This window comes from Undibacterium sp. Ji83W (assembly GCF_049340385.1).
GTDB lineage: Bacteria > Pseudomonadota > Gammaproteobacteria > Burkholderiales > Burkholderiaceae_D > Undibacterium.
Genome location: NZ_JBMPOZ010000018.1, coordinates 114,409 through 140,070, shown reverse-complemented (window position 1 = coordinate 140,070; position 25,662 = coordinate 114,409). Strand labels below are relative to the sequence as shown.

The 25,662-nt window shown below is 51.8% G+C and carries 25 protein-coding genes; 16 read left to right on the top strand and 9 right to left on the bottom strand.

All coding sequences use genetic code 11. The annotated features are described in order from the left end of the window. Positions 1 to 1,107: 1,107 nt before the first annotated feature. The 7 genes from zigA (at position 1,108) to ACO0LD_RS24015 (ending at position 9,203) form a co-directional block, all read left to right on the top strand. A complete protein-coding gene (zigA, locus tag ACO0LD_RS24045) occupies positions 1,108 to 2,379 on the top strand; it encodes a zinc metallochaperone GTPase ZigA (protein ID WP_423010709.1) in 1,272 nt (423 codons plus the stop codon). Further along, a complete protein-coding gene (locus ACO0LD_RS24040; protein ID WP_423010708.1) occupies positions 2,376 to 2,891 on the top strand; it encodes a DUF2796 domain-containing protein in 516 nt (171 codons plus the stop codon). The genes zigA and ACO0LD_RS24040 overlap by 4 nt, the downstream gene beginning before the upstream one ends. Continuing rightward, positions 2,891 to 3,610, top strand: a complete 720-nt coding sequence (locus ACO0LD_RS24035; RefSeq protein WP_423010707.1) for an ABC transporter ATP-binding protein — start codon at positions 2,891 to 2,893, stop codon at positions 3,608 to 3,610. The genes ACO0LD_RS24040 and ACO0LD_RS24035 overlap by 1 nt, the downstream gene beginning before the upstream one ends. Continuing rightward, entirely contained in the window at positions 3,610 to 4,932 is a 1,323-nt protein-coding gene (locus ACO0LD_RS24030) for an ABC transporter permease (RefSeq protein ID WP_423010706.1), read from the top strand. Before ACO0LD_RS24035 ends, ACO0LD_RS24030 begins: the two co-directional genes overlap by 1 nt. A 16-nt stretch (positions 4,933 to 4,948) precedes the next feature. Further along, complete coding sequence (locus tag ACO0LD_RS24025; RefSeq protein ID WP_423010705.1) at positions 4,949 to 5,632, top strand: DUF3299 domain-containing protein; 684 nt, start codon at positions 4,949 to 4,951, stop codon at positions 5,630 to 5,632. Between the two features lie 317 nt (positions 5,633 to 5,949). Next, positions 5,950 to 8,034 carry a TonB-dependent siderophore receptor gene (locus ACO0LD_RS24020; RefSeq protein WP_423010704.1) on the top strand — a complete coding sequence of 695 codons (2,085 nt, stop codon included), beginning with the start codon at positions 5,950 to 5,952 and terminating at the stop codon, positions 8,032 to 8,034. Then, a complete protein-coding gene (locus ACO0LD_RS24015; protein WP_423010703.1) occupies positions 8,034 to 9,203 on the top strand; it encodes a DUF1624 domain-containing protein in 1,170 nt (389 codons plus the stop codon). Before ACO0LD_RS24020 ends, ACO0LD_RS24015 begins: the two co-directional genes overlap by 1 nt. Before the next feature lie 250 nt (positions 9,204 to 9,453). Here ACO0LD_RS24015 and ACO0LD_RS24010 read toward each other — a convergent pair whose 3' ends face one another. The 3 genes from ACO0LD_RS24010 to ACO0LD_RS24000 form a co-directional block, all read right to left on the bottom strand. Continuing rightward, on the bottom strand, positions 9,454 to 10,248 hold the full coding sequence (locus ACO0LD_RS24010) for an ImmA/IrrE family metallo-endopeptidase (RefSeq protein WP_423010702.1): 795 nt from the start codon (positions 10,246 to 10,248) through the stop codon (positions 9,454 to 9,456). Between the two features lie 159 nt (positions 10,249 to 10,407). Then, positions 10,408 to 10,608, bottom strand: coding sequence for a hypothetical protein (locus tag ACO0LD_RS24005; RefSeq protein WP_423010701.1), 201 nt, complete (start codon positions 10,606 to 10,608; stop codon positions 10,408 to 10,410). A gap of 96 nt (positions 10,609 to 10,704) precedes the next feature. Then, entirely contained in the window at positions 10,705 to 11,226 is a 522-nt protein-coding gene (locus ACO0LD_RS24000; protein ID WP_423010700.1) for a DUF3224 domain-containing protein, read from the bottom strand. 110 nt (positions 11,227 to 11,336) lie between these two features. Between ACO0LD_RS24000 and ACO0LD_RS23995 the strand changes: the two genes are divergently transcribed. Next, positions 11,337 to 12,149: a DUF6597 domain-containing transcriptional factor gene (locus tag ACO0LD_RS23995; RefSeq protein WP_423010699.1), complete on the top strand. Its 813-nt coding sequence runs from the start codon at positions 11,337 to 11,339 to the stop codon at positions 12,147 to 12,149. A gap of 65 nt (positions 12,150 to 12,214) precedes the next feature. Here the strand turns inward: ACO0LD_RS23995 and ACO0LD_RS23990 are convergent, their stop codons facing one another. From ACO0LD_RS23990 to ACO0LD_RS23980, 3 genes are read right to left on the bottom strand one after another with little or no spacing between them, the layout of a single operon-like run. Then, positions 12,215 to 12,742 (bottom strand): hypothetical protein, encoded by a 528-nt coding sequence (locus tag ACO0LD_RS23990; RefSeq protein ID WP_423010698.1) that lies wholly within the window; start codon positions 12,740 to 12,742, stop codon positions 12,215 to 12,217. Beyond that, positions 12,735 to 14,309 carry a PASTA domain-containing protein gene (locus ACO0LD_RS23985; RefSeq protein ID WP_423010697.1) on the bottom strand — a complete coding sequence of 525 codons (1,575 nt, stop codon included), beginning with the start codon at positions 14,307 to 14,309 and terminating at the stop codon, positions 12,735 to 12,737. Before ACO0LD_RS23985 ends, ACO0LD_RS23990 begins: the two co-directional genes overlap by 8 nt. 34 nt (positions 14,310 to 14,343) lie before the next feature. Further along, positions 14,344 to 15,399, bottom strand: coding sequence for a hypothetical protein (locus tag ACO0LD_RS23980; RefSeq protein WP_423010696.1), 1,056 nt, complete (start codon positions 15,397 to 15,399; stop codon positions 14,344 to 14,346). Positions 15,400 to 15,723: 324 nt separating this feature from the next. Here ACO0LD_RS23980 and ACO0LD_RS23975 point away from each other — a divergent pair, with 324 nt between their 5' ends. The 7 genes from ACO0LD_RS23975 (at position 15,724) to ACO0LD_RS23945 (ending at position 21,641) form a co-directional block, all read left to right on the top strand. Then, positions 15,724 to 16,557, top strand: a complete 834-nt coding sequence (locus ACO0LD_RS23975; RefSeq protein ID WP_423010695.1) for a lipase family protein — start codon at positions 15,724 to 15,726, stop codon at positions 16,555 to 16,557. Between the two features lie 355 nt (positions 16,558 to 16,912). Further along, complete coding sequence (locus ACO0LD_RS23970) at positions 16,913 to 17,728, top strand: AraC family transcriptional regulator (RefSeq protein ID WP_423010694.1); 816 nt, start codon at positions 16,913 to 16,915, stop codon at positions 17,726 to 17,728. Between the two features lie 74 nt (positions 17,729 to 17,802). After that, a complete protein-coding gene (locus tag ACO0LD_RS23965; RefSeq protein WP_423010693.1) occupies positions 17,803 to 18,708 on the top strand; it encodes a DMT family transporter in 906 nt (301 codons plus the stop codon). A gap of 250 nt (positions 18,709 to 18,958) precedes the next feature. After that, on the top strand, positions 18,959 to 20,272 hold the full coding sequence (locus tag ACO0LD_RS23960; RefSeq protein WP_423010692.1) for a M20/M25/M40 family metallo-hydrolase: 1,314 nt from the start codon (positions 18,959 to 18,961) through the stop codon (positions 20,270 to 20,272). 53 nt (positions 20,273 to 20,325) lie between these two features. Continuing rightward, positions 20,326 to 20,547, top strand: coding sequence for a hypothetical protein (locus ACO0LD_RS23955; RefSeq protein ID WP_423010691.1), 222 nt, complete (start codon positions 20,326 to 20,328; stop codon positions 20,545 to 20,547). 323 nt (positions 20,548 to 20,870) lie between these two features. After that, a complete protein-coding gene (locus ACO0LD_RS23950; RefSeq protein ID WP_423010690.1) occupies positions 20,871 to 21,143 on the top strand; it encodes a DUF1778 domain-containing protein in 273 nt (90 codons plus the stop codon). Between the two features lie 72 nt (positions 21,144 to 21,215). Next, complete coding sequence (locus ACO0LD_RS23945) at positions 21,216 to 21,641, top strand: GNAT family N-acetyltransferase (RefSeq protein ID WP_423010689.1); 426 nt, start codon at positions 21,216 to 21,218, stop codon at positions 21,639 to 21,641. A 170-nt stretch (positions 21,642 to 21,811) separates the two neighbouring features. Here the strand turns inward: ACO0LD_RS23945 and ACO0LD_RS23940 are convergent, their stop codons facing one another. Together ACO0LD_RS23940 and ACO0LD_RS23935 are read right to left on the bottom strand one after the other, a co-directional pair. Next, positions 21,812 to 22,096: a hypothetical protein gene (locus tag ACO0LD_RS23940; protein WP_423010688.1), complete on the bottom strand. Its 285-nt coding sequence runs from the start codon at positions 22,094 to 22,096 to the stop codon at positions 21,812 to 21,814. Between the two features lie 13 nt (positions 22,097 to 22,109). Then, a complete protein-coding gene (locus tag ACO0LD_RS23935) occupies positions 22,110 to 23,384 on the bottom strand; it encodes a TCR/Tet family MFS transporter (protein WP_423010687.1) in 1,275 nt (424 codons plus the stop codon). 200 nt (positions 23,385 to 23,584) lie between these two features. Here ACO0LD_RS23935 and ACO0LD_RS23930 point away from each other — a divergent pair, with 200 nt between their 5' ends. Beyond that, positions 23,585 to 24,247: a TetR/AcrR family transcriptional regulator gene (locus tag ACO0LD_RS23930; RefSeq protein WP_423010686.1), complete on the top strand. Its 663-nt coding sequence runs from the start codon at positions 23,585 to 23,587 to the stop codon at positions 24,245 to 24,247. 229 nt (positions 24,248 to 24,476) lie between these two features. Here the strand turns inward: ACO0LD_RS23930 and ACO0LD_RS23925 are convergent, their stop codons facing one another. After that, positions 24,477 to 25,364, bottom strand: a complete 888-nt coding sequence (locus ACO0LD_RS23925; RefSeq protein ID WP_423010685.1) for a DMP19 family protein — start codon at positions 25,362 to 25,364, stop codon at positions 24,477 to 24,479. Positions 25,365 to 25,662: the final 298 nt, after the last annotated feature.

The window sequence follows — 25,662 nt, the reverse complement described above, 5'->3', positions numbered from 1 at the left end:
GAACTGATACAGATGGGGGAGATGTTCCCCAATTTATGAAGATCATCATGTTCCTGCAACGCATTTCATGCTTTTGCCTGAACATGATTTTGAAATTGAAGAAAATTAGAACTTAATCAGACATTCCCTATCAATATCCTTGCACCGAGAAGTCACTGAAAGCACCTTGATCCCGGCATTCCCGAGAAGTGTTGTGAAAAGTTTTGCCATTGATTCACAAAATTTCAAATACGTGGCTCTGTCGTCTTGGAAATTTTCCAGTAATTTATGCTGAGAGGATTGATCGATCATATGTACGATTATCTTTACTTAAGGCAATTAAATTAACCACTTTTTTGTATGCTCGTGCTCCAACAAGCTTAAACCAAGTAAATCGAAACATGCAATCATTGTCTTCGCTCAAATATTTTTAAAAGACACAAACTTAAATCATGCAACGAACTTTGCGTTTGCGCTATTGCGACTTCGGAAAAGCTAGCATTAGAGCATGCCTCACTTCGCTTTCATAAAGCCCACCATCGCGCACGCATTTTGACTATTTTTCGGTACAGCGTCTATCTGTAGGAGCGGCTTTAGCCGCGAAGAATCACTACGGTATTTGATTAACGGATACGGCCCATGCTGGCACCTGTTCTCGGCTGAAGCCGTTCCTACTAAGGTACGCCGCCATTTTTCCGTAAGCAAATAACAAACATCTTCATTTATTGCAACACTGTTGCAAAATAATTTGAATTACTTTATGATCCTGAAAATGCAATTGTGTTGCAAATAGACTTGAAGTAATAAACCATGTGCAGGCCAGATGCATGGCGGATGCTGCCTGTTTGCTTGAGGTGCTGAGCTGCTGAGCTGCTGAGCTGCTGAGCTGCACGCAAGTCTATATGCACGCGGCTCAGAGTTGGAAAATTGTGAAATACCAGGATACGTACAGACTGATTTCAGTCTGTTTTTTTAAACCAATAATGCAACAAAGTTGCATTTACAAATGCAGACGAGGTCATGTCCCCAGCGCTTCTTCCCTTGAAAAAAACTGGCCTGAATTGCGATCCTCTATCAACACTAAATAGCGCATCGCCAGCCTAACCAAACCCAGACACAGGATTCATCATGCCAAACCCCACGCTCTTGCCCGTCACCGTACTCTCCGGTTTTTTGGGTGCAGGTAAAACTACCTTGCTAAATCACATCCTCAACAACCGTGAAGGCAAGCGAGTGGCAGTGATTGTCAATGATATGTCAGAGGTAAATATCGATGCAGACCTGGTGCGGCAAGGTGGGGCCGAGTTGTCGCGGGCGGATGAAAAGCTGGTCGAGATGAGCAATGGCTGCATCTGCTGCACCCTGCGGGAAGACTTGCTGATAGAAATCCAGCGCCTCGCCAGTGAACAGCGCTTTGATTATCTGCTGATTGAATCGACCGGCATTTCTGAACCCATGCCTGTGGCGGAGACTTTTACCTTTAGAGATGAAGAAGGCCGCAGCCTGTCTGACATTGCGCGGCTCGATACCATGGTCACGGTGGTGGATGCGTATAACTTCTTGCGCGACTATGCCTCTGGCGACAGCCTGAACCAGCGCGGCACTTCCATGGGGGAAGAGGATGAGCGCACCGTGGTTGACCTGCTGGTCGAGCAGATAGAATTTTGCGATGTCATCGTCCTCAACAAGGCTGACATGGTCAGTGCTGCCGAGTTTGAGAGGCTGAGCCAGATCTTGCAGGCGCTAAACCCGCGTGCAGATATCGTGCCTTGCAGTTTTTCGAATGTGCCGCTGGAGCGGATATTGAACACGGGCCGCTTCAACTTTGAACAGGCATCTGCCGCACCGGGCTGGCTCAAGGAATTGCGCGGCGAGCATGTGCCTGAGAGTGAAGAATATGGCATACGCAGCTTTGCCTACCGCGCGCGCAGGCCGTTTCACCCTCAGCGTTTCTGGTCTTGCATACATCAGGGCTTTGCGGGTGTGGTGCGGTCAAAAGGTTATTTCTGGCTGGCGACGCGCATGGATATCGCAGGCGAATGGTCACAGGCGGGTGGCATTTGCCGTCACCATGAAGCGGGCTTGTGGTGGTCTGCCGTCAGCAAGGCAGAGTGGCCGCAGGATGCAGATTACCAGCAGCATATTTTAAGCAAGTGCATAGAGCCATTCGGTGACCGCCGCCAGGAGCTGGTGTTCATTGGCGTTGATATGGATCAGACGGCGATAGAAGCAACGCTGGATGCCTGTCTGCTGACGAATGCAGAAATGGCGCAGGGTTCAGCAAACTGGGCCAGCTATGAGGATCCTTTCCCATCATGGATGGAAGTGGATGATGGCGAAGACGAGGAAGCCGAGGAAGCCAACCACGCGATCACAGCGCACGTGGAGGCTTTAGTATGAACAAACTGATCCCCCTCACCCTGCTCGCTGCATTGCAAGCGATAGCAATCAATAGCAACGCCCATGAAGCCCATGTACACGGCAGCGCGACTGTCTTGCTGGCGCAGGATGGAAACAGGCTGACGCTGGAATTTGGCAGCCCCCTGGATAACCTGCTCGGCTTTGAACATGCGCCGCGCACGGACAAGCAAAAACAGGCCGCCAAGGCTTTGCTTGATCTCATGCAAAAGCCGGATACTTTATTGAAACTCAATGCAGAGGCAGACTGTCAGTTAGTCACGGTGAAAGTAGTTGCGCCTGTTTTACAAGCTACCAGTACAGCCAAGGATGAACATGCAAACCTGCACGCTGAATATGAATATGCCTGCACCAAAGTCGCCGCATTGAAGTCGCTGCAACTGAGCTTGTTTGATGCCTTCCCGGCGATACACAAGGTCGATGTGCAAGTGGCAGGCGCGCGTGGGCAGGTGGCAGCAACACTGACACCAAAACAACGCATGCTGGCATGGTGATGTCAGCAATAGAAAAAGACAGCAGCCCTGCACTGAGCCTGCGCAACGTTCAGTTTCGCTGGCAGGCCGGGCAGGCAGCGTGTCTGGACATAGAAAGCTTGAGCATCAGCAAGGGTGAAAGCGTGTTCCTGTACGGCCCCAGTGGCAGTGGCAAGAGCACGCTGCTGTCGCTGGCGGGTGGCATCATCACGCCGCAGCGTGGGCAGGTCACGGTACTCGGTAGTGAGCTGGGTGCCTTGTCTGGCGCAGCGCGTGACCGCTTCCGCGTGGATCATGCGGGATTTATTTTCCAGCAGTTCAACCTCATCCCTTATCTGTCGATGCTGGAAAATGTCTTGCTGCCTTGCCGCCTGTCGGTGCGGCGGCAGCAACGTGCCAGTGCAGTGCATGGCAGCCCGCGCGAGGCGGCCATTGCCTTGCTAAGTACCCTGGGGCTGGATGCCCACCTGTACCAGCGCCATGTCACAGGACTGAGCATAGGCCAGCAACAGCGCGTGGCGGCGGCGCGGGCGCTGATAGGCCAGCCAGAAATCATCATCGCTGATGAACCTACATCGGCATTGGATGCCGACAGGCAAAAAGATTTTATCGCACTCATTTTGCAGCAATGCGCCAGCCATGGCAGCAGCCTGCTGTTTGTCAGCCATGACCACAGGCTGGCAAGCCAGTTCAGCCGTGAGCTGGACTTGCAAAAAATCAACCGCGTGGAGCAGCACTGATGTTTTCGCAGTTATTTTCGCAGTTATTTTCGGAGTTATTTTCGCAGTTATTTTACTTCTTGCGACTGGCAGGCAAAAGCGCCTGGAACCGCCGCCTGACACTGGGCCTGATGCTGTTTATCATCAGCCTGTCGGTCTGCCTGCTGCTGGCGGTTGAGAGGCTGCGCAATGATGCGCGCGAGGGTTTTTCGCATGCCATCTCGGGCACTGACCTGGTCGTGGGTGCGCGTACCAGCCCGGTGCAACTGATGCTGTATGCGGTGTTTCGTATCGGTGCGGCGACCAATAATATTTCCTGGCAAAGTTACCAGGATTTGCTGCATGACCCGGCCGTGGCCTGGGCCGTGCCCCTGTCGCTGGGTGACTCGCATCGCGGCTTTGCGGTGGTGGGTACCACGCCAGATTATTTCAGCCGTTTTCGCTATGGTGATGCGCAAGGCTTGCAACTGCGAGCGGGGCGGGTTTTTGCCGGGGATGCAGATCATTTGTTTGATGCCGTCATTGGGGCAGATGTGGCAGACAATCTGGGCTATCAGGTCGGCACAAAAATCACGCTCACTCATGGTACTGGCGATGCTGCATTGGCTGAGCATGCCGACAAACCTTTCAAGGTGGTGGGTGTACTGGCACGCACCGGCACGCCAGTCGATAGAAGCGTGCATATCAGCCTGCAAGCCATGCAGGCTATCCATCTTGACTGGCAAGGCGGCGCACCCGTGCCGGGTTTTTCTATCGCGGCAGAACATGCACGCAAGTTTGATTTGCAACCCAAGGAAATTACTGCCGTGCTGGTGGGCCTGCACAAGCGCAGCATGGTGTTTCGCCTGCAAAGGCAAATCAATACAAAAAATGGAGATGCCTTGCTGGCCGTGCTGCCGGGCGTGGCGCTGGATCAGTTGTGGCAAATCATCAGCATCATTGAACGGGTCTTGCTGGCGATGTCGTCCCTGCTGGTGGTGCTGGGCAGTGCAGGTTTGCTGGCGGTGATGCTGGCCAGCCTCAATGAGCGCAGGCGTGAGCTGGCGATTTTGCGTTCTGCCGGTGCCGGGCCGGGGCACCTGTTCTTGATGCTAATGGCTGAGAGCCTGGGCCTGACCATTGCCGGTGCCATCAGCGGCCTGCTCCTGCTTGATGTATTGACGCTGGCGGGCAAGGACTGGGTACAGATGCATTACGGCATTCTCATCAAACCCGGCATTCTCAATGCAACAGAAATCCCATTGCTAGGCCTGGTGGTGCTGATGGGCATGCTCACCAGTTTGGTACCGGCATGGCTGGCTTACCGTAATTCGCTGGCTGATGGCTTAATGCCGCGTCTGTGAAAATGAGAGAACAACGATGAAACCAAAACATCAATCCCGCTTTGCTTACCAGTTCTGGCTGGGCAGCGCCTGCTGTATTTTATTCATGCTGACTGCCTGGCTGTTGATGACAGCCAAAGCGGCGGAGCCCAGCGGGCAATACAAGGTGGGGGACAGGCTGCCGCAGAATAAGGCTGCGGCATCAGCAGCGCCAGGAGCACCAGCGCCCGCCAGCAAGCCTGCACCCGCGCCTGCTGCCAGCGAAAGCTACAAGGAAATCCGCTGGGAAGCCCTGATCCCAAAGAACTGGGACCCGGGCAAGGACTTCAAGAACCTGGACATGAACTTCCTCAACGATGGTGACCCACGCGCCATGGCCGCCCTGCAAACCATGCGCGAAGCCTGGGACAAAGCCCCGGTCGAGGCAAACCTCAATGGCACGCGCATCAAGATACCCGGCTTCATCGTGCCTCTGGATGGCGAACGCGGCAAGCTGCGCGAATTCTTGCTCGTCCCCTACTTCGGCGGCTGCATCCACACCCCGCCACCGCCTGCGAACCAGATCATCGACGTGGTGCTCGACAAACCCGCCAAGATACAGATGATGGACGCGGTATGGGTCAGCGGTGTGTTGGAGACGACGCGTAGTGATACGTCCATGGGTAGTGCGGGATATCGCCTCAAGGGGATGAAGGTGGAGGCTTATGTTTATGCGAAGTAGGGCTTCAAACTTTAAGACCGCTCAACACAGAGGAAGGAAAGACTGCTTGCAAGCAGTCTTCGTTACGCAGGCGTGCGGCATGCCGCACGAAATCCCTGCTACACCACAGAGACACCGAGCTAGCACAGAGAAAATCTCGGAGGTTGGGCCGGAGCGTAGGTTGGGCTACGGTTCATCAGCCCAACACTGGGCCTCAACAAACGTATACGTCATTTAAACGCCGAGTGTTGGGCTGGTAAACCGTAGCCCAACCTACGATATTCCACCATCCGTCCCAATTCATCCAACTATTTAATTTTTTCTCCCTCAGGAACCCCATGCACTACAAACACCTAAGCCTCCTCATCGCTGCAACCTACCCCGTCCTCACCCAGGCCCAAGAACAAACAAATCCCGAAGTCCTGATCAAAGCCCAAAGACAAAACTACCGCAGCATCTCCGCCACCGGTGCCACCAAGACCGATGCCTTGCTGGCTGACCTGCCGCAAAGCGTGCGGGTATTGACGGCTGACCTGCTCAAGGACAATGGCGTCACCAGCCTCAACAATGCGCTGGACCTGACCAGCGGCATTGCGCGGCAAAGCAATCTGGGTGGTTTGTGGGACAGCTATGCCATGCGCGGTTTTACCGGCGACCCTAATTTTGGGTCTGATTACATGGTCAATGGTTTCAGTTCCAGCCGTGGCTACAATGGCTTGCGCGATACTGCGAGTACGCAATCAATCGAGATATTGAAAGGGCCATCATCGGCCCTGTATGGCCGTGGTGAACCCGGTGGTACGGTCAATATCATGACCAGGAAACCGCGCTTCAAACCTGAGTATGATGTTGACCTGACGCTGGCCAGCCACCAGACTTACCGCATCGCTGCCGACCTGACCGGGCCGGTCAGCGACAACATCGCCTACCGCATCAATGCCGCAGCAGAACAGGGTAACAGCTACCGCGACACCATCAGCAGCAAGCACAGCTTTGTCTCGCCTTCGCTGGTGTGGCTGATAGGTGAGCGCACGACACTCTCGTATGAACTTGAAGCCAGTGAACAAAAAACACCGTTTGACCGCGGCGTGCTGGCCGTGAATGGCAAGCTGGGCCTGATACCCAATTCACGTTTTCTGGGTGAGCCAGGAGATGGCTTGATGACAGTAAAATCTCTGGGACACCAGGTGTTTGTGCAGCATGATTTCAACCAGCAATGGTCGCTGCAAAGTGGCTTGTCTTATCGCGATAGTGCACTCAATGGCTACTCCACCGAGGCAAATAATCTGCTGGCAGATGAACGCACTTTGCGCCGCCAGCGCCGCTACCGTGATTTTTCTGCGACGGACAAATCTGCGCGGGTGGAACTGGTGGGCAAGTTTGATACTGCGGCAATCAAGCACCATGTCTTAATGGGTGTGGATACCTACCAGTTTGATGACAGCCGCGTGCAGTTGCGTCGCAATCCATCGGCTACGAATGCCTATGCCATCGACATCTACAATCCTGCGTATGGCAAGACTGCCGACCCGTTGACGCTATCTGTCAACACTCTGGAAAACCAGCGTGCACGTGGCCTCTACCTGCAGGACCAGCTTGATCTGGGTACGCAATGGAAGGCGTTGCTAGGCTTGCGCAGCGACCATTATGACCAGACCCTGACCAATTACCGCGCATCTGTCGCCAGCAGCCAGTCACTCGGTGCCACCAGCCCGCGTGCTGGCCTGGTGTATCAGCCCATGAAAGGCATATCGCTGTATGCCAATGTCGCAAAAGGCTTTCGCCCGAATAGCGGCATCAGCATCAGTAACACCGCCTTCCCGGCAGAAGAAAGCCGCTCTTATGAAGTGGGCCTCAAGTTTGATACGCCAGACAACAAGACCAGCGCCACCGTTGCGCTTTACCGTATCAAGAAAAGCAATGTGCTGACCACTAACCCAGCCAATACCGATTTCTCGATTGCGGCAGGTGAAGTGGGTAGCAAGGGGCTGGAGCTGGATGTGGCGGGCGACATCGCCACTGACCTGCGCCTGTCTGCCGCCTATGCCTACACCGATGCGACCGTGACCAAAGGCGACAACACCATCATCACTGGCAGCCGTTTTCCGAATGTCGCAAAGCATAGCGCCAACCTCATCCTGAGCCAGTTATTCACCATAGGCACAGCCAGGGCCAGCGTGGGTGCAGGTATCAATTATGTGGGTGAACGCCTGGGTGATGTGGCGGTGTCTTCCAGCTTTGTGCTGCCAGCCTATACAACGGTGAAACTCATGTCATCTTACAGCCCGAGCAAAACCACGCGGGTGTCGCTGAATGTGGATAACCTGTTCAACAAGCGTTATTACGCCAGTTCGTATAGCCAGTTGTGGGTGGCACCTGGCACGGAGCGCAATGTCAGCCTCACTCTGCATCAGCAATTCTGATGGACATGGCGGCTCAAAAAACCAGCCAGCGCATCAACAGCATCGATGCGCTGCGTGGCCTGGTCATGATGATCATGATGTTTGACCATGTGCGCGAGACTTTCTTTTTGCATCAGCAAGTCAGCGACCCTATGGATGTGGGCCAGACTGCGCCTGCATTGTTTTTCACGCGGCTGGCGGCACATCTGTGTGCACCGGTGTTTGTATTCCTTACTGGCTTGTCGGCATGGCTGTATGCAAACCCGCCATCTGGGCCGCGTGACTCTGGCCCGCGCGATGCCAGTAGTTTTCTGATCAAGCGCGGCTTGTTGCTGGTAGCGCTGGAGCTAACGCTAGTCAATTTCGCCTGGGCCGGGCAATTTCCGCCTGCGACGATTTACCTGCAAGTGATCTGGGTTATCGGCCTTGCCATGATCACCCTGGGATTGTTGCACAAGCTGCCGCCGCTGCTATTGGGCATTCTGGGTTTGCTGATCGTGACCGGGCACAATGCCCTGGCTGACCTTAGTTTTGCACCCGGCACCGCATCGTATGCCTTGTGGACTTTGTTGCTGCATCGTGGCTATCTCATCAGCGACGCGGCAATCAACATCAAGGTCAGCTACCCTCTGCTACCGTGGATAGGCATCATCCTGCTGGGTTATGTTGCTGGCCGTTTGTATGCGACAGGCATCAGCGCACATCGCCGCCAGCGCCTGCTGACTATCCTGGGCATCACTGCCCTGCTCTTGTTTGCCTTGCTGCGCGTTGTGAATGGCTATGGCGAAACCCAGCCCTGGCAATATCATGGCAACAGCCTGCTGACGCTGATGTCTTTCTTCAACCTGACCAAGTACCCACCCTCGCTGGACTTTGCCCTGCTGACGCTGGGCATAGGCATGTGCTATTTAGCCTTGCTGGAAAAATATCCTGGCAAGTTAAGCCGCATTGCCAGCGTGTTTGGTGGCGCACCGATGTTTTATTACCTGCTGCATCTGTATGTCTTACTTGCATTGCAGAAGATGATGCTTGCTACATTCGGTGCCAACCATGGGCAGAGATTTGGTGTGGATCATGTCTGGCAAGTCTGGCTGATTTCTGTGGTCTTGATACCCGTGCTGTATTACCCCTGCCGCGCCTTTGCCCGTTATAAACGGCAAAGCGGGAAGGCATGGGTCAGGTATTTTTGATGAACAGAAAATCACCGGGTAGGGTGCGCCGTGCGCACCGTCGTCGCATACAAAAACGGTGCGCACGGCACACCCTACGAAACCAACAAACATCGCAGGTCAAGGCTGTGGCGCAACCGTAACGGGAGATGCATAGTGATGCGCCGCATGCATATTCAGCCTACCGTGGGATGTAATCTTTGCTGTACACAACGATGACATGCGGCGCATTACAATGCGCCTTACGTTACGGCTACGCTTATGGCTATGGCTATGATTCAAAATCTACCGGAGCAGGCGGACAAAACCATGCAAGGTCAAGCCCATCCCGTGCCATCGCAGCTTCATCAAGTATGGGTGCAAACGGCACTACAGCCAGTTGCCCCAGCCTGGCATACAATTCCGTCGCAAAGCGGTGTGCATAGTCTTCTTTGGTGGACCTGGTCTTGCTATCCCACTCTTCCAAGGTACTGCGATTGAAGTCAACATGATGGCCTATCTCATGCAAGAGTGTGCGGTACAAAATGGTATTGCGCATGGACTGGGCATCAGGCGAAATTGCGTAGCCCTGGCGGCTGCGGATGATGGTGTGGCCATCTTGCTGCAAACGCGCCAGCTCTCGCAACTCTTCCTGGTTGAAGTGCTTCCCCCACTGATAGCCAGCCAGATTATGCGCTTCAATGACGATGGCTGCGCCGCGTTGCTGGCGTATCTCAAATGAGAATATTGCCCGCCCCCATGCGGGACTCAGGATGCGTTGTTTGCGCGTGGGCTGGCGCAGTACGATGAAATCAAAAGCGGATAAAGCTTCTGCCGGGCAATGCTCAAGTACTCTGCAGATATCATCTATGCTGCAGGCATAAAAGCAGTCAGCCCGGCTTGGCTCGACAAAGAAACGCATTTCGCGCCCGGCAATATCGCGCCTGACCAGCACATGCGTATCGAGCTTTTCATAATAAATTTCGCCCCAGGCTTCGGGCACGACCATGCGGTTATCGTTACCGTGGCCGTGGGCTTTGGTGCCGACGTGTTTGTTTCTGCGAGTGGGGTTCCAGCCGGGGCGCATGGGTTTAATTTACGTTGATCAGAACGTCGATTGTAATACAGCTCACAAGCAATTACCCGGTAGGGTGCGCCACGCGCACCGCTTACACTTGGTTCATCAGTTGGGGGATCAGTTAAGAAACGGTTAAGAGACGGTGCGCACGGCGCACCCTACTTATCGTCAAGCAGACAGGTGTTTTTTCCTGGAGTAAGCCTTGAATTGCAAAAAGGCGTTAAGGGCAAACAAGCCACCTGCAATGAATTTGGCTATTTGTTGGCTTTCGACAGACTGGAAGGCCAACGCCAGGAAAATCAGGCTGGACAGCATGAAGCAAATGCCAGATACGAGGTGCAGACGGGGATTTTTGACGTCTTTGGACATGTTAAATGAACTCTGAATAGGACGATTTCCATCATAGCAGGCCAATCAGAAATTTCCAGTTATTTCAACTACATCTGCAGCCGCATCAAGGCTAAATCAAGGCAAACTAAAATCAAAACTGTAAAAATGCTGCCCCTCTTTGATATCTATCGCCATGGTACCGCTGATGCCAGTCAGCTCATCGGTACCAGAATCAGGCACGACCTGTATCGTTAACTGCGGTTGACCACGGTTCATGAGACCAGTGTGCATGAGGACGAAACTGCCTTTCTTGCCCAGCAAAGTACCCGTCACCCTTTCTATGGCAACATAGCCTGCCGAGCCTTTGACTTCACCCATGGCCGACATCATTTCACCCTGGCTATGGGCTTGCAGCTCACCATGGAATTGCTTGTCTATCGTCATGCGGCCCAGTTTGGCGGCTTCTATGCCAGGTGCAGCAGCTTGCGGGCTGAGTTTGACTTCGAATTTGCCATTAACTTGTTGCATATGTTGCATGCGCTGCTCCTTTACAATGGTGGATGGGGATGCGGCAGTTTGCGCCTGAGATGCGCCAGTGTACAGGCAGATTGTGCTGATGACGGCAATGCCGGATAGCCTCGATAAAATTGTTTTCATCCCAGTTCCTGATTTAAAAATTGCATAAGCAGGATTACACCAGAGCCAAACCGCACATGATAGTAAAAACGCGACAAGCCGCAAACCAAGCTACAAACGATGAGCAAAAAATGAAACAGCCTGAATCCCAAGATCCTGGCCCGGCACGCGGCGTCTTGCGCCCGGCCTTTAGCGAAGGTGAATTCCAGCACCATCGCCAACGCCCATCGCCCGCGCTGGCTGATCTGGTGGCGCATTACTGGTATGTCGCATGGGATTTGCGCGGCCTGCCTTCGCAAGAACAAGCCACCTTGCCACATCCGAATGTGCACCTTGTTGTCGAGCATGGTGAGGCGCGCATCTATGGTGTGCACAGCGGGCGCTTCATGCGCACTTTGCGGGGTAAAGAAAGAGTATTCGGCATCAAGTTCAAGCCCGGTGGTTTTTTCCCGTTTTACCGGCAGGCAGTGGCACAACTGGGCAATACATCGATAGACGTAACAGACTGCTTTGGCAAGGATGGCGCAGATTTTTGCGCACAGATACTGGCGGCAAATGATGTACAAGCCATGTGCACTGCGGCAGAAGCTTTCTTGCTGCGCCACCTGCCACCAGCCGATGAACAAGTCAGCCACATTAGCACCTGGCTGACGCAAATAGAACAAGACCGCAGCATCGTCACCGTGGAAGACGTGATGGCAATCGCTGGCACGGACAAACGCAGCCTGCAACGCTTGTTCCAGAAATACGTGGGCATAGGCCCCAAGTGGGTAATACAACGCTACCGCCTGCATGAAGCCTTGGCCCAGGTGCAGGCAGGCAAGACCCTGAGCTGGACTGACCTGGCGCAGGAACTGGGTTACTTTGACCAGGCACATTTTGTGCGGGATTTCAGGCAGTTGGTGGGGATGACGCCGAGGGAGTATGAGAAGAGTTTGGGGTAACTCTTGCTTACCGCTCCAAGGCACTGCGTCAAAAGCCTTGGATCAACTTCCCGGATTATAAAAACCTAGCTCGTACCTGAAGAAATAAGCAAAGGTTCACGAATAGGAATTTGGAGCAAGGGGACTGCAAGCAACTGCAGTGCATGATTCATTAAAGTCCCCTGTACTTCGCAGATACCAAGAGTGATTATGAACGTAGTTTCGTTTGCGTCTGCGTATTCCATCGCCATCACCTGGGCACTCATCTGCACCCGAATCACCAGGGGAATGACAATGGAAAATTGACCGTCCAGCAAAATATTGAGCGAGGGATGATGAATGGATTCAAAACTGAGTGTTTCGTTCAGCGCGAATTGAGGATAAGGCATTGCTTGCATAGCCCGCCGAAAAATTTCTTTTACACCAATCTTAAGTACTCCCGCTATTCCTGCACGCGTACCTGCAACAGTTTCTGGCCAACTGAGTGAGCGACAATACTTTTCCACCTCTGCCTTCAATAGTAGCCCGTCCTGTGTTTCAATGTCCAGGAAACGATCTGCAGAGATTCTTTCTGCCTTGAAAATATCAGCCAGCGCCAGGTGTGGATTATTCATAGTTATTATTTGGCCCTATGGTTTGCACGCCCCAGTCAAGAACCGGTCTTACATGAAATTTTGGATTCTTGTTCACCATCAGCAATGAGATAAGCGGGGCATCCTCATCTTCATCTATCAGGGAACGAGTGCGCAAACGGCGCGAAAGCAAGGCCATGCCAGCGACACCTATCAAACCGCCACCGATCAGCGTCGCGACAAAAATATAGTCATGCACTGGGACATAAATTATTTTTTCAGTTTGTGTCGAAGTACGAACTTCGCACTCAGACCTCCCTGCTAGTATCGTCAGATACTCCGTTACTTCCAGGTAGAATGCCACGTCCACATAGATCGTCGCTCCAACATCGACCGGCGTTACCGCATAAACCATCGTTCCTGGGCATACCTTTTCACCAGCAACAGGAAATTGCCCGATGACCTTATCATCCTTATCAGTTGACTTGCCGCTGGCAATACGCTGAATTTTTAGTTGGACCGACTCCAGAATTTGCCTGGCACTGGAAAAATTCAACGTATGCAAATGAGGGACCGTCACAGAACGTTCACATATCCATGGAAGGACAGTCAATGTGACCGCAGACCCAGCTTTGACCAAACCTGGTATCGGATCTTGACCTTTCACCGCCCATTTTTCAAACATGGACAAGTTCCCGAACGCGACAGGGAAGCCCCCAGTTTTTAATTTTTCAATCGCGCTACTAAAGTCTCCTGTGACATCAGGTAATGAAACCTGGGAAAGTGGAGGAAAAGTGAGATATATCTTCTGGCCTTCTTTCGTTATGGGCAGTTGTTCGCCAGCCCGAGGGAACTGGAATTCTATCTTTGCGTCGTCCGGCTTATCTCTCCTGTCATCTGTCAACGTAAATACAGCATCCAATTTCTTATCTTTTAATATCGCCTGCGCCTGCTTCAAGGTTTTCTGCGTCAGATCTGGAATAACTGTTTTCGCAACAGTCATCGCGACATTAGAATATTGAGGGAGTATTTTTCCGCAATCGGGACAGGCTTGAATTTCTCCACCTGGAGGACCTGCATTTGCGGCATAAGTGACGGTTTTACCGAAATGTCCCTCAACAAGAAGCAGGTCCGCCTCGGCCTCGGTTTTCCCTTTCAAGTCTGGTACGCGTCTGCCGACCAGTACACCAATCGCTGCGTTATTTGACGCCTCGTCGAGTTGGTCTTTTTTATTGCTATAACATTGCCGTATGACGATATCGTCATTGTCTAATTTTGTTCTTTCATCGAAATTGACCAGTGTTTGCTTATTTAATGGCTGCTTATTTGAATTTAGTATGCTCTTTTTTATTTCACCGTTCAGCTTTGTTTGTGCATCACCGATAGTATCTCCAACAAAATATGGCACGGTAAACCAGGGGCAAGGTTCGCTGACGCGGAACTCATTGTCCACGCCAACTCTGAGACATCTCCCTTGACTATCCAGTATAAAACCCGTGGACCTGTTATCCACATAGCGAGAACGTACAGAGTCCGCAGCTGCGACATCCCGCTGAAAAAAAAATAATGCAATAAGCAGGACTGGCACAAGCTTTATCCGTATAGACATGCGGCTTCCTTCCGTAGGCTAGCATTGATTCAGTTTATTTTTTTTCTGGCTTGGCCCCGGTCGTGCGCAGATTAAGAAGTTTGTTCAGTAATTCAAACCAGAAGGGAGCACCGAAAGAGACTGCTATTGTGGTAAATAAAATTCCAAAAAAATCGCTCCATTTCAGACTCTTCACGAAGCGGCAAAGACAAGTCATAGAAGTACTCTTACATTCTTCTAAGTTACGCCAGCCAAACGGTAATTTAAGTGATTTAACATCTTTTCGAAAATCTTCCCCCAGCAACTTGTCCGTCAATTTCAAATCCACATTCACAATAATTTTTTCTGCCTCTGGACAATTTAAAGTTAATTTCTTCTTTTTTTCATCGGCACAAGCCTTATCTTTTTCTTTTTGCGATTCTTCAACGCTAGAATTAACTTTGTCCGCCACTTTTACTAGGCTAGCCCTCAGCTGTGGCGATTCCCACAACCGGTCTATGATAGTCAGCGTATTAATATTAAAAAGAGACGCGATAATTAGACCAAAAATAAGCAGTACCTTCTGTGTATTACGTTTGTACCAGCCAGATACTCTGTCCATGCTATTTTCAAACCATTCTTCTATATTTTTTTTTGCTTGCTCCAGATCATATTGTGCTGAATCCAGACACGACAAAAGTGCTGTACGTAACGCGTCGTCATCAGTGATCTCAACTACCGCCTGGCGGACATTGTCAAACGTATGCGGTTTTTTGTTAGGGCCGGGCAGATTCGCCTGCACAACAATATCAATCAGTGCCTGGGCAAACGCTTTCGATGGAATATAAGAGGGGTGAAAATTTTTACCAGCAAGAGGTTTTATGTCACCCAGAAAAAGACGCATTGTAGATTCTCCAATGGGTTCTCCAAGTGAGGCAATCAGTGGGTGTTCGTAGAATTTTTTTAGCTTCCCGGGATCCGTCAATAGTATCGTTAGCCCCTTTTTCAAATATTTGGCACGCGAGGCCAGCATTTGAGAAACTAATTCGTTCAAAGCCGAACACACCATGCTCAACAAAAAATAGACAAGTACCAAGCCAATCGCGATGTCGATAACACTGGACGTATTCATAATTTCATCCCTTCATTGTGGTTCCTGAACCGAGTTCACACCAAGAATGCGTAATATCCAAGCTAACATGTTCGTTGCCTGAAAGACCGATCATTAACGAATTCAGCATTTCTCACGCCATTAGACGCCCTCACCATATTATCTTTATTTCATGTAAATATTTTAACAAATGACTTTTTTACAACATTCATTTAACATCTTTCATTGTGCATTGCGATACAGAAGCTGGCATAGTCGCCACAAATTGCAAACTTGCAAAATAGATAATTTTGCACTATCTTGAAATGACCACCAATCTCCAGGAAACTGACATCAGGAGGTCACATGCAATACGATCCAAGCAAGACCGCCTTGTTCCATCCCGAATCCCAGCCTGCCTTGCTGGGCACAGAATTACCCTGGACCACGCATGCGATTTGTGCCGAGCTGGCGCGGCTGGCTTACTGGCATTATGAAAAAGGCGGGCAGGTGCTTGAGCATTTCCAGGGCATATTGACGCAGGCGCAGTTTGGGGAAGCCAGTTTGCTGCTGGATGTTGATACGCATACCCAGGGTTTTGCTGTTGTCAAGGGTGATACTGCCTATATCGCTTTCCGGGGTACGCAGCCGGATGATCCTACTGATATCCTCATCGACGGCTTGTTCTGGCCTGTGCACTGGCAAGGTGATGGCCAGGTGCATGATGGATTTTTACGTGCCTATAACAGCGTCGCGCCGCAACTGCATGACTGGCTGGGCAAGACCGAGGCCAAAAAAATTTATATCACTGGTCACAGCCTGGGTGCAGCAATCGCCACACTGGCCGCTGCCATGCTGCCCGACAGCCGCCTGGTTACGTTTGGATCACCCCGCGTGGGCAATGCCAGCTTTGCTGCCATGTTCAAGAACCGCGTGGTTGACCGCTATGTGGATTGCGCCGACATCGTCACTATCCTGCCGCCAGAGTCCGAATATTATGAGCACCTGCATGGCATGCATTACCTCGACCGCCACGGTGCCCTGATCGCCGCCCCCAGCAGCCTGGACATCTTGCAAGACCAGACCATTGCCAAGGCAGAATATTTGTTTGAACATGCATGGCGTAGCGAGAATGTCGGCTTTCGGTCGCTGGCAGATCATGCGCCTGTGAATTATGTGCGGGCGGTGTTGGGTTTGTGAGGAACGTCATATCTGTGTATTAAAACCAGGTCCAAAACCTCTCAACGCTGAGGAAAGAACATCTTTCGCATGCCGTGCATGACAAAAAATGGATAAGCGTAGGGCGCATTGCAATGCGCCGTATGTGAGCGATGCCGCACGGCAGAGAGATATTCCCACAGCATGTAGCGACCACATGCTGCGCATTACAATGGACCTCCCGTTACGACTACTTCACGGTCATGCGTAGTTCGATTGTTATTGCCAGACAGATGCGGGCGATTACGCGATGCTAATCGCCCCTACGACTCAGGCCTTTCACCTGTTGTCATCAAAAATGCTATCCTAAGCCATCAAGCTAACACCTAACACCAACATGCCCGCCAGCCCGCAAAAACAGTTCACCATGCTGCCCTGCCATTTACCCGGCGTAGAAGCAGTGCAGGCGCAATCCAGGCATGCCTTTGGGCGGCACATGCATGAGCAGTTTGGTATAGGCGTGGTGGTACAGGGTGCACAAAAGTCGCTCAGCGGCATAGGCATGGTCGAGGCGATGGCGGGCGACACGATCACCGTCAACCCTGGTGAAATCCATGATGGCATGCCGATAGGTGATAGCGGGCGCAGCTGGCAGATGCTGTACTTTGAACCAGCCCTGATCAGCAGCATCATGATGGACATCAACGAAGGCAAGACTACCCAGGCAGAATTCAGTCTGCCTGTCATGCGTGATGTGCGCATCAGCCTGGCAGTGCAAGAATTGTTTGCGACGATGACGGCGTCACCTGACGCGTACATGCCTGCAGAAGAACAAATGATCATGCTGTTCGCCCGCGTCATGCAACAAAGCGCCAAATTCAACCAGAGCGTGCAGGGTGTGGCGTCGGCCATACACCATGCGCGCAGTCGTATTGATGATGACCCGACTGCCGCCCTTAGCTTGCAAGACCTGGCACAACAAAGCGGCTTGAGCCGTTTCCAGCTTTTGCGTGCCTTTGCAAAGGCCACAGGCATGACGCCGCATGCCTATATCCTGCAACGCCGCCTGCACCACGCGCGTCGACTGATCGCTGCGGGTACGCCACTGGTCCAAGTCGCCATGGATAGCGGCTTTGCTGACCAGAGTCACCTGACACGCTTGTTCGTACGCAATTTTGGTGTGTCGCCAGGCGCTTATGCCAACCTGAGTTAGCCTGCAATTTTATTCAAGACCTTTGTTTTGCTAACTGTCACTCTGATGTTTTTCCATGCAGAGTGAGGCAAGCAATGTCAGACAGATTATTGGGGTATGTGTATTTGGCGCTGGCGATGATCGTCGTCGGCAGCACGGTGGTAGCCAGCAAAGTCATAGGCAATGGCTTGCCCGTGTTCACCGCAACGGCGCTACGTTTTGCCATCGCCCTCCCTTGCTTTTTATTGCTGATGCGCGTCACCGGCACACGTTTGCCCAGGCTGGGCAAACAAGACTGGCTCTTGCTGGTCTTGCAGGCCGGTGCTGGCAGCGTCGGTTACACTACGCTGCTCATCAGCGGCATGCGCCTGACTTCTGCAGCCGATGCCGCTGTCATTATCGGCACCCTGCCGATAGTCTCTGCGGCAATTGCCATTGTCTTGCTGGGTGAAAGGCCGCAAGCCAGTTTATTGCTGGCTGTATTGCTGGCAGGAGCAGGTGTTTTATCGATAGCCATGCGGGCAGATGCCGGTGGCCAGCATTCCTTACTGGGCAATGCGTTGATCTTTGCTGCCATCATTTGCGAAGGCTTGTTCATCTTGTTGAACAAGCGCCTGAAGACTGCCATCGCACCACTGGCACTGTCCACCATCATGACGGGTTTGGGATTAACTTTATCCATCATCCCTGCTCTGTTTGAAATGCCGTGGCAAACACCCGTCACCAGCGATGCAGTGTGGGCTGTGGTCTACTATGCCATAGTGCCAACAGTGGCTGGCTTTTTACTATGGTATGCAGGTGCTGCCAAAGTCAGCGGCAGCGAAGCCGCCCTGTTCACCGCCCTGGCCCCGGTGTCCGCCGTGGTGCTGGCGGTAGTGGTGCTGGGGGAAATGGTCAGCGGTAGCCAGATCACGGGTATTGCTTGCGTGTTGCTGGCGATAGGTGGGATGGCTTTGTTGGGCAAGCGTGAGGATGGTGAAGCAGACGAGAAAATTTCGTAAATTTGTGGGGTGCGCCGTGCGCCCGACGCCGTGCTCATAACTTCAAGACCACTCACCACAGAGGCACAGAGACACAGAGGAACGCATTCGAGAGGATGTACATGCCAGTGAGTCGTGCGCACCATCACCGTGTCCAAAAACGGTGCGCACGGCGCACCCTACTGATGTTTGCGCTCTACCCCGTTCACTGAAAAACCGTGTACATTATGCATCTGTCCCTACTGACCACTCCACGTTTCTGGAATACGCCATGCTCATCAAAAAAACGCTCCCGCTTTGCATTGCCCTCGCCCTCTCGACCAGCATGTTTGCAGCAAAGGCCAACGCGCAAAGCCTGTCACCGACCGAGCAAAAAATCGTCGCCGCCGTGCAAGCACGTTCTGAAGCTGCCCTGCAATTACTGGAACGCAGTGTCAACATCAATAGTGGCACGCTCAATCATGCAGGGGTGCGCGATGTCGGCAAGCTGTTCAGCACTGAACTTGATGGCCTGGGTTTCAAGACCAGTTGGTCAGAAATGCCAACCGCCATGAACCGTGCCGGGCATTTGCTGGCTGAGCGTGAAGGCAAGCAGGGCAAGCGCGTGCTGATGATAGGCCATCTCGATACCGTCTTTGAAAAAGACAGTCCCGTGCAGTTGTGGGACAGGAAGGGCAACCTCGTGCGCGGTCAGGGTGTCAATGATATGAAGGGTGGCGATGTCATCATGATAGAAGCGCTGCGCGCCCTGCATGCCGTGGGCGCACTTGACAATACCCGCATCCAGGTCATCTTCAGTGGTGACGAAGAAAGCGCAGGCCACCCCATCGCCACGTCCCGCGCTGACCTCGTCAATGCCGCCAAGCGCAGCGATGTGGCCCTGGCTTTTGAAGGCACGGCACTCGACAAACAGGGCAATGCCACCGGCACCGTGGGCCGCCGCGCCTCTGGCGGTTTTGTGCTGGATGTGACGGCCAAGCAAGGGCATTCTGCCGCCGTGTTCGGCCACAATGGTTATGGCGCAATTTATGAAACTGCGCGCATCCTGAACAGCTTTCGCGAAACTTTGATCGAACCCGACCTGACCTTCAACCCCGGCAATATCCTCGGCGGCACCGAAATCAGTTATGACAATCAAAACAGCAAGGGCACGGCATTTGGCAAGACCAATGTCATCGCCCCCAGTGCCCAGGTGCATGGCGATTTGCGCTACCTCAGCGCAGAACAGGGCCAGCGCGCCAGAGACCGCATGAAAGATATCGTCAGCAAAAACCTCGCTGGCACCAGCGCGACTATACGCTTTAGCGAAAACTACCCACCTATGTCCCCCACACCCGGCAACCTGGCACTGCTCGACATTTATTCAAAAGCCAGCTTTGATGCAGGTCTGGGCGAAATCAAGGCCTTCCCACCGGGTGAACGCGGCGCTGGCGACATACAGTTCGTCGCACCTTATGTAGATAGTCTGGATGGCCTTGGTGCCACTGGCCGAGGTGCACATTCACCGGATGAGGACCTGGATATTTCATCGATACAAAGAGCGACGATCAGGACGGCGATTTATTTGTACAGGTTGACGCGGTGAGAGACTGATGTTGCCATGCATAGTAAATATCAATCAAAGGGAATTCAAAACACATGATGCACTATTCAGGCACGCTTATTTTTAACGCCTTTTTTATCTTTGGTCTTGGCTATATCTGGGTTAAGAAGCCCCCAATTCCGCTTACATCGGGGAAAAATGCCATTTGGGTAAAGTATGAATCAGAACCAGACAGATGGCGTAAATATGCGGTGATCTTTAGTTTTTTGGTTTTGTTGATGATTGCTTTTGATTTATTGAGGATGGTGGGCAAGTAGGGCCGTAGGCACGATTAGCGCACCGTAATCGTACTCGTGGTCAGCGGTAAGTCTCCATGCTGCTTGACAATCACTGACCGTGCGATGAGATAGAATCTGGCATGCATAACGCGAACGCCGTTACGGATCACGGACAGACAAAGGGACATACTGGAGACCACCTTTTATTTGAGGCACCGCATGCGTACGATTACGTTTCACTAATCGTACGCATGCGGGTTGGCGTCACTTTGACACCAACATGGTGGCATTTTGCCCCCACCATGCTATACTCAATGAGTATAAGCAGTAGTACCGTGTGTAAAAAGTACATCGAAAGGCACATGATGAGCATAACTGAAGCCAGGGACCGGATCACCGCCCGCGTCTCTCAACCCATAGCGACAAAGCTGCAAATGGCAGCTGATTTGACGGGGTCAACCTTGAACCAGTTTCTGGTTCAGGCTGCTGTCGAAAAAGCTGAAAAAATTATCGCACATGAAAGAGCGATACATTTTTCGCATGAGGACGCGGTCCTGTTTATAAAAATGCTGGATAAGCCTGCTCCACCGAACGAGGTGCTGAACAAGGCGTTTGCGAAACGCAGACAGAAATAGCCAATGACAATATTCATCACTGCGCTGGAAGCAGAACATGATGTAAAAGGTTTTGATTGCGGCAATGATGCATTGAATAACTGGTTGCAGCAAATCGCCAGACAACATCAAAAAAACGCTATATCTCAGACATTTGTATTAACGGATGAAAAAACACCAGATGCTATTCTTGGTTTTTACAGTCTGGCTTTACGTGCGCTGATCCCCAGGCAAAATTTGCCAGCCTCAATGGCAAAAAAATTGCCTGCCAATGTCCCTGCCATTACTTTGGCAAGGCTGGCAGTACAAGAGAATCAGCAGGGCAAAGGCTACGGCGAAGAATTGCTGGTTGATGCAATGCGTCGTACAAGGACTGCATCGAAGACAGTGGGCGGATGGGCTTTATTTGTGGATGCCAAAGACGAGCATGCGGCGGCGTTTTATCAAAGATATGGCTTTGTTGCACTTCCTTCTGATTCTTTGGTTTTGCTTATTCCTATTGCGTGTATACCAGAATAAAAAACTGATATATCGCGAAAAGCAATCCTTCCTTTGATATCCGCATGAAGACACTTGCCCTTGTCTAAAGCAACTTCAATAAAGAAACAGCAATCTCTAGAGTGCGCCATGCGCGCCGCTAGCCAAACTGCATCATATCAATTGATGTGCAGGACGCAGCTGACAGCTTATTACTTCAAGAAAACTATATCCCCCACCACTAACATCACCATCACCAGCAAACCCCAGACAATAAATTTATTTGAATTTTTGGTCGCAGTCTTTTTATGCTGTTCAATGACGATAGGCCATATCAATAAGTAGTCGATAAAGGACTTATTGTCTCCCTTATTGCCGCCCTTCAAGACGCGCGAGACGCGAAAAAAAACAAGAATAAACCCGACCAGGACAAAAGCAAATCCAACTATGTTGTAAGCGTAGGGGTAGGTCGATAGCCAGGATAAAAAAGTTTGCATCAGATTTTCCAAATCACGCCGCACTACGAAATCTCAAGCTTAGCACAAGCGGCACCGCAATCGCATACACCACCACCACCGTGAGCCAGATCGCCCCCGGCCATTGTGATCGCACGACAAAATAGAGCGTCGAGAACATCAGCGGGCCAATGATGGAGGCGAGGCTGACGGCGGATGCCAGCACGCCCTGGAATTGCCCTTGCCTGCTCTCATCGACCATACGACTGGCCAGTGACTGCAAGGCGGGTATGCCGACCCCACCCATGACAAACACCGGCATGACGGCAAACACCATCCAGCCCTGTTTGGCAAAAGCCATGACGACCAGGGCCAGGCATGTGCCAGCAAACCCGGTCAATATGGTGCCGCGCTCGCCCAGCAACTTGACGGCGGGGCCGGGCAAGAAGGCTTGCGCCAAAGCCTGGCACAGACCGTAAGTGCCGAGTGAGAGACCTATCCACAGGCCATTCCAGCGGAACACGTCATTGCCCCAGAGTGCCCAGCAGGTGCCATATACCTCACCCGTCATGCTGAGGATGAAGAAGACTACGGTGACGGGCACCAGGTTTTTCATGGCAAATATCCAGCGCATGGGCAGTAGCGGGTTAAGCGCTGCCAGGTCCAGCTTTTCACGGCTGGGTGTGCGAGATTCTGGCAAGACAAAGTATGCCATCAATAGATTGGCCGCATTCAAGATCGCCGCCGCGATGAAGGGCAGGCGCAGGCCATAGTCACCGAGTACGCCACCGAGGATGGGGCCAATGATGAAGCCTGCGCCAAACACCGCATTGAACAGGCCAAAGCGACGCGCCCGCTGGTCTTCTGGCGAAATATCGGTGATGTAAGCCATGGCCACCGACATATTGGCGCTGGTCAGCCCGGCAATGGCGCGGCCCAGCAGCAACATCCAGAGTTGCGGCGCGAAGGCCATCACGAGGTAATTGATTGCCGCCCCGGCCAGCGAGATCAACAGCACCGGGCGACGACCCAGCCTGTCACTCAATGCGCCCAGCACGGGTGCGAAGATGAACTGCATCACCGCATATAGCGCGGTCATGATGCCTATGTAGGGCGCGACATTGTCGCCGTGGGTGACCTCTTCCAGCAGGCGCGGCAGGATGGGGAAGATCAGGCCTATCCCAACCGCGTCCAGACCGATGGCGGCGAAGATGACGCTCAGTGCCTTGGTACTTGCTTTATTAGCTGCTGTATTAGTTACCGTGTTAGTTGCAGAGTTAGTTGGAGAGTTAGTTGCGGGGTTAGTGACAGAATTAGTTGCTTCAGTCATTGCCCCGCTCCTTTACAGCCTGATTTTTTGGATGGGCGTTGGAGATTTTTCGCATGGGAACGCGCAGCTTGCGGGATCAAATCCCAGAGATTTCGCAAACCCATTGCTTTGGTAGTTTTGGTCATAACATTAACTTTCTTATTAATATACTCAATATAGTTATGTACTGAGTATATTTAATATATGCTATGATCTCGTCCATGTCAAATCCACCCGATCTCCGCACCCGCAAACGCCTGGCCATGCGCCAGGGCATATCCAATGCCGCCACCTTGCTCTTCCAGGAGCGGGGCTTTGATCATGTGACGGTGGATGAGATCGCGGCGGCGGCTGACGTGGGGCGGATGACGGTGTTCAATCACTTCCCCCGCAAAGAAGACATGTTCTTTGACCGTGATGAAGAGGGCCGCGAAATGCTGCGTGTCGCTTTGCGCCAGCGCGATCCTGATATTTCTCCGGTGGAGACCTTGCGCCTGCTCGCGCACAAGCTGGTGGCAGAAGAGAGTCCTTACGTGCGATTTTCTGCTGCTGCCAAAGGCTTTATTTCACCAGGCAGCCAGGGCTTCATAGAAACCATAGAAGGCAGCGAAACCCTGAAGGCACGCGCCAGGGCAATACGCGACGAAATAGCCCAAGTCGTGGCAGAGGCGATGGCCTTATCCGTCAAGCGCGACCCCGGCGACACCGATGCCGCACTGGCGGCCAACTTGCTGCTGGCAACGTGGACGGTGGCACTTGTACAGGCTCACCAGAGTTTCAGGCAAAAGCAGGATGCGGCAGTAGCGAAAGCTGTTTTTCTGGCGATTGTTGATAAGGGGAGCGTGGGGATCAGGGCGGCGATGGCGGGGACGGTTTATGCTTGAGTTTGGCTGAATGCGGTTGAATACGGATTACAAGCAGCCTGCATCCAGACTATGGAAAGCTACACATTATTTGCTGGTAACGGCATTTGCGCAGATGGATCCCAGCCTGCGCTGGGATGACCTGAATATGTATTGCAGAGCTTCAAACCTTGTTGCTTCGATACAGTTATAAGAACGATGTTCTCTTTCTATTACCGTCTCCTGTAGCTTGCATTGCGACGTCCCCGAACTAAAAGGCACGAGACATCCATTGCAGGGCAAGTTCAGGTGAAGGTGAAGCCAGGAAACTTTCAGCCTTACTGGCCCATTCACTTGATTCTGCGTCGCTTTGCGCCATCAATAGTGAAATAGCAGTTCGCATGTCGAGCAAGCCGTCCGGATCTTTTCCAGCGAGAATTTGAGAACCCATACTTCCACACATTGCATACAACATAGAAAACATGGTTTTTCTCGTTGGACAACTGTGGTCACTGGCAAAGCCTGCAATGAGCATTATCCGTTCAATGACAAGCAGATGATGCAAGGCCCCTTCAAATGGCGTATCCCTATCCGAATAAGCCAGTCTACGGATATCTTCATCACTCAATAAAGACATTTTCGCACTGGAAAATTGAATTCTTTGCTCTATGAAAAGCTGAACATCTTCCCGATACAAATTCATATAAGCATGAATCTTGAGTTTTACTTCTTCGCAGACAAGTTGACACTCCTGATCAAATTGATCGAAAACACTGGATTGAACTTCATCACGCTCTACCCGCTCAAGCACATCAGGTAGAAAATCTAGCCCCGGGCGAGGCTCGCGTTTCGTGACAAGTTTTACCACTTCTGCAAACATGCTGGCAGCCTGATTCGCTTTGATCAATTCAAGAAAGCGTGCAACATCTCTCCATCTATTTTCAGAATAACGTAAATAGTGACTTATTCCCTCAGTTTCTATCGTTGTGACAAACTCATGAAGTGCTACAGCCAGTTGGCCAATTTCCTTCATCTTGCAGTAATCACCGGGCCCCTGACAGTTGATCAGCCTATGCAATTCAGAGAGAAACTGCCCTGGCTCATTGATAGAAAAAATATCCAGATTCACACGCGCTCGTTTTCCCATTTTAATACTCATATATTCCAAAAACGGTTCGCATTTTCTCTCAGCATTTCTCTAGCAGTTTCAATAAAACAGATAGGTGAATTTAAAAAACAGATTCAGATAACAAAACCAATAAATAAACATGGATAAATATGTATCTTTGTTTCTTTTTCTTGTCAGGAAATACGTGGTCATAGCGATGACAAGAATTGCACCTGCAATTAAAAAAACGCGCATTACTTCATTTGAAGTGAGAAAACTGCCTATGCTGGCTAGCATAAAAGCCATATCAGAAAAATTTTTTGCTAGGCTCGTAAGCCAGGTCGACAAA

Coding starts and splice junctions, on each gene's coding strand:
- zigA (WP_423010709.1), top strand. CDS start 1,108: ATGCCAAACCCCACGCTCTTGCCCGTCACCGTACTCTCCGGTTTTTTG.
- ACO0LD_RS24040 (WP_423010708.1), top strand. CDS start 2,376: ATGAACAAACTGATCCCCCTCACCCTGCTCGCTGCATTGCAAGCGATA.
- ACO0LD_RS24035 (WP_423010707.1), top strand. CDS start 2,891: ATGTCAGCAATAGAAAAAGACAGCAGCCCTGCACTGAGCCTGCGCAAC.
- ACO0LD_RS24030 (WP_423010706.1), top strand. CDS start 3,610: ATGTTTTCGCAGTTATTTTCGCAGTTATTTTCGGAGTTATTTTCGCAG.
- ACO0LD_RS24025 (WP_423010705.1), top strand. CDS start 4,949: ATGAAACCAAAACATCAATCCCGCTTTGCTTACCAGTTCTGGCTGGGC.
- ACO0LD_RS24020 (WP_423010704.1), top strand. CDS start 5,950: ATGCACTACAAACACCTAAGCCTCCTCATCGCTGCAACCTACCCCGTC.
- ACO0LD_RS24015 (WP_423010703.1), top strand. CDS start 8,034: ATGGACATGGCGGCTCAAAAAACCAGCCAGCGCATCAACAGCATCGAT.
- ACO0LD_RS24010 (WP_423010702.1), bottom strand. CDS start 10,248: ATGCGCCCCGGCTGGAACCCCACTCGCAGAAACAAACACGTCGGCACC.
- ACO0LD_RS24005 (WP_423010701.1), bottom strand. CDS start 10,608: ATGTCCAAAGACGTCAAAAATCCCCGTCTGCACCTCGTATCTGGCATT.
- ACO0LD_RS24000 (WP_423010700.1), bottom strand. CDS start 11,226: ATGAAAACAATTTTATCGAGGCTATCCGGCATTGCCGTCATCAGCACA.
- ACO0LD_RS23995 (WP_423010699.1), top strand. CDS start 11,337: ATGAAACAGCCTGAATCCCAAGATCCTGGCCCGGCACGCGGCGTCTTG.
- ACO0LD_RS23990 (WP_423010698.1), bottom strand. CDS start 12,742: ATGAATAATCCACACCTGGCGCTGGCTGATATTTTCAAGGCAGAAAGA.
- ACO0LD_RS23985 (WP_423010697.1), bottom strand. CDS start 14,309: ATGTCTATACGGATAAAGCTTGTGCCAGTCCTGCTTATTGCATTATTT.
- ACO0LD_RS23980 (WP_423010696.1), bottom strand. CDS start 15,399: ATGAATACGTCCAGTGTTATCGACATCGCGATTGGCTTGGTACTTGTC.
- ACO0LD_RS23975 (WP_423010695.1), top strand. CDS start 15,724: ATGCAATACGATCCAAGCAAGACCGCCTTGTTCCATCCCGAATCCCAG.
- ACO0LD_RS23970 (WP_423010694.1), top strand. CDS start 16,913: ATGCCCGCCAGCCCGCAAAAACAGTTCACCATGCTGCCCTGCCATTTA.
- ACO0LD_RS23965 (WP_423010693.1), top strand. CDS start 17,803: ATGTCAGACAGATTATTGGGGTATGTGTATTTGGCGCTGGCGATGATC.
- ACO0LD_RS23960 (WP_423010692.1), top strand. CDS start 18,959: ATGCTCATCAAAAAAACGCTCCCGCTTTGCATTGCCCTCGCCCTCTCG.
- ACO0LD_RS23955 (WP_423010691.1), top strand. CDS start 20,326: ATGATGCACTATTCAGGCACGCTTATTTTTAACGCCTTTTTTATCTTT.
- ACO0LD_RS23950 (WP_423010690.1), top strand. CDS start 20,871: ATGATGAGCATAACTGAAGCCAGGGACCGGATCACCGCCCGCGTCTCT.
- ACO0LD_RS23940 (WP_423010688.1), bottom strand. CDS start 22,096: ATGCAAACTTTTTTATCCTGGCTATCGACCTACCCCTACGCTTACAAC.
- ACO0LD_RS23935 (WP_423010687.1), bottom strand. CDS start 23,384: ATGACTGAAGCAACTAATTCTGTCACTAACCCCGCAACTAACTCTCCA.
- ACO0LD_RS23930 (WP_423010686.1), top strand. CDS start 23,585: ATGTCAAATCCACCCGATCTCCGCACCCGCAAACGCCTGGCCATGCGC.
- ACO0LD_RS23925 (WP_423010685.1), bottom strand. CDS start 25,364: ATGAGTATTAAAATGGGAAAACGAGCGCGTGTGAATCTGGATATTTTT.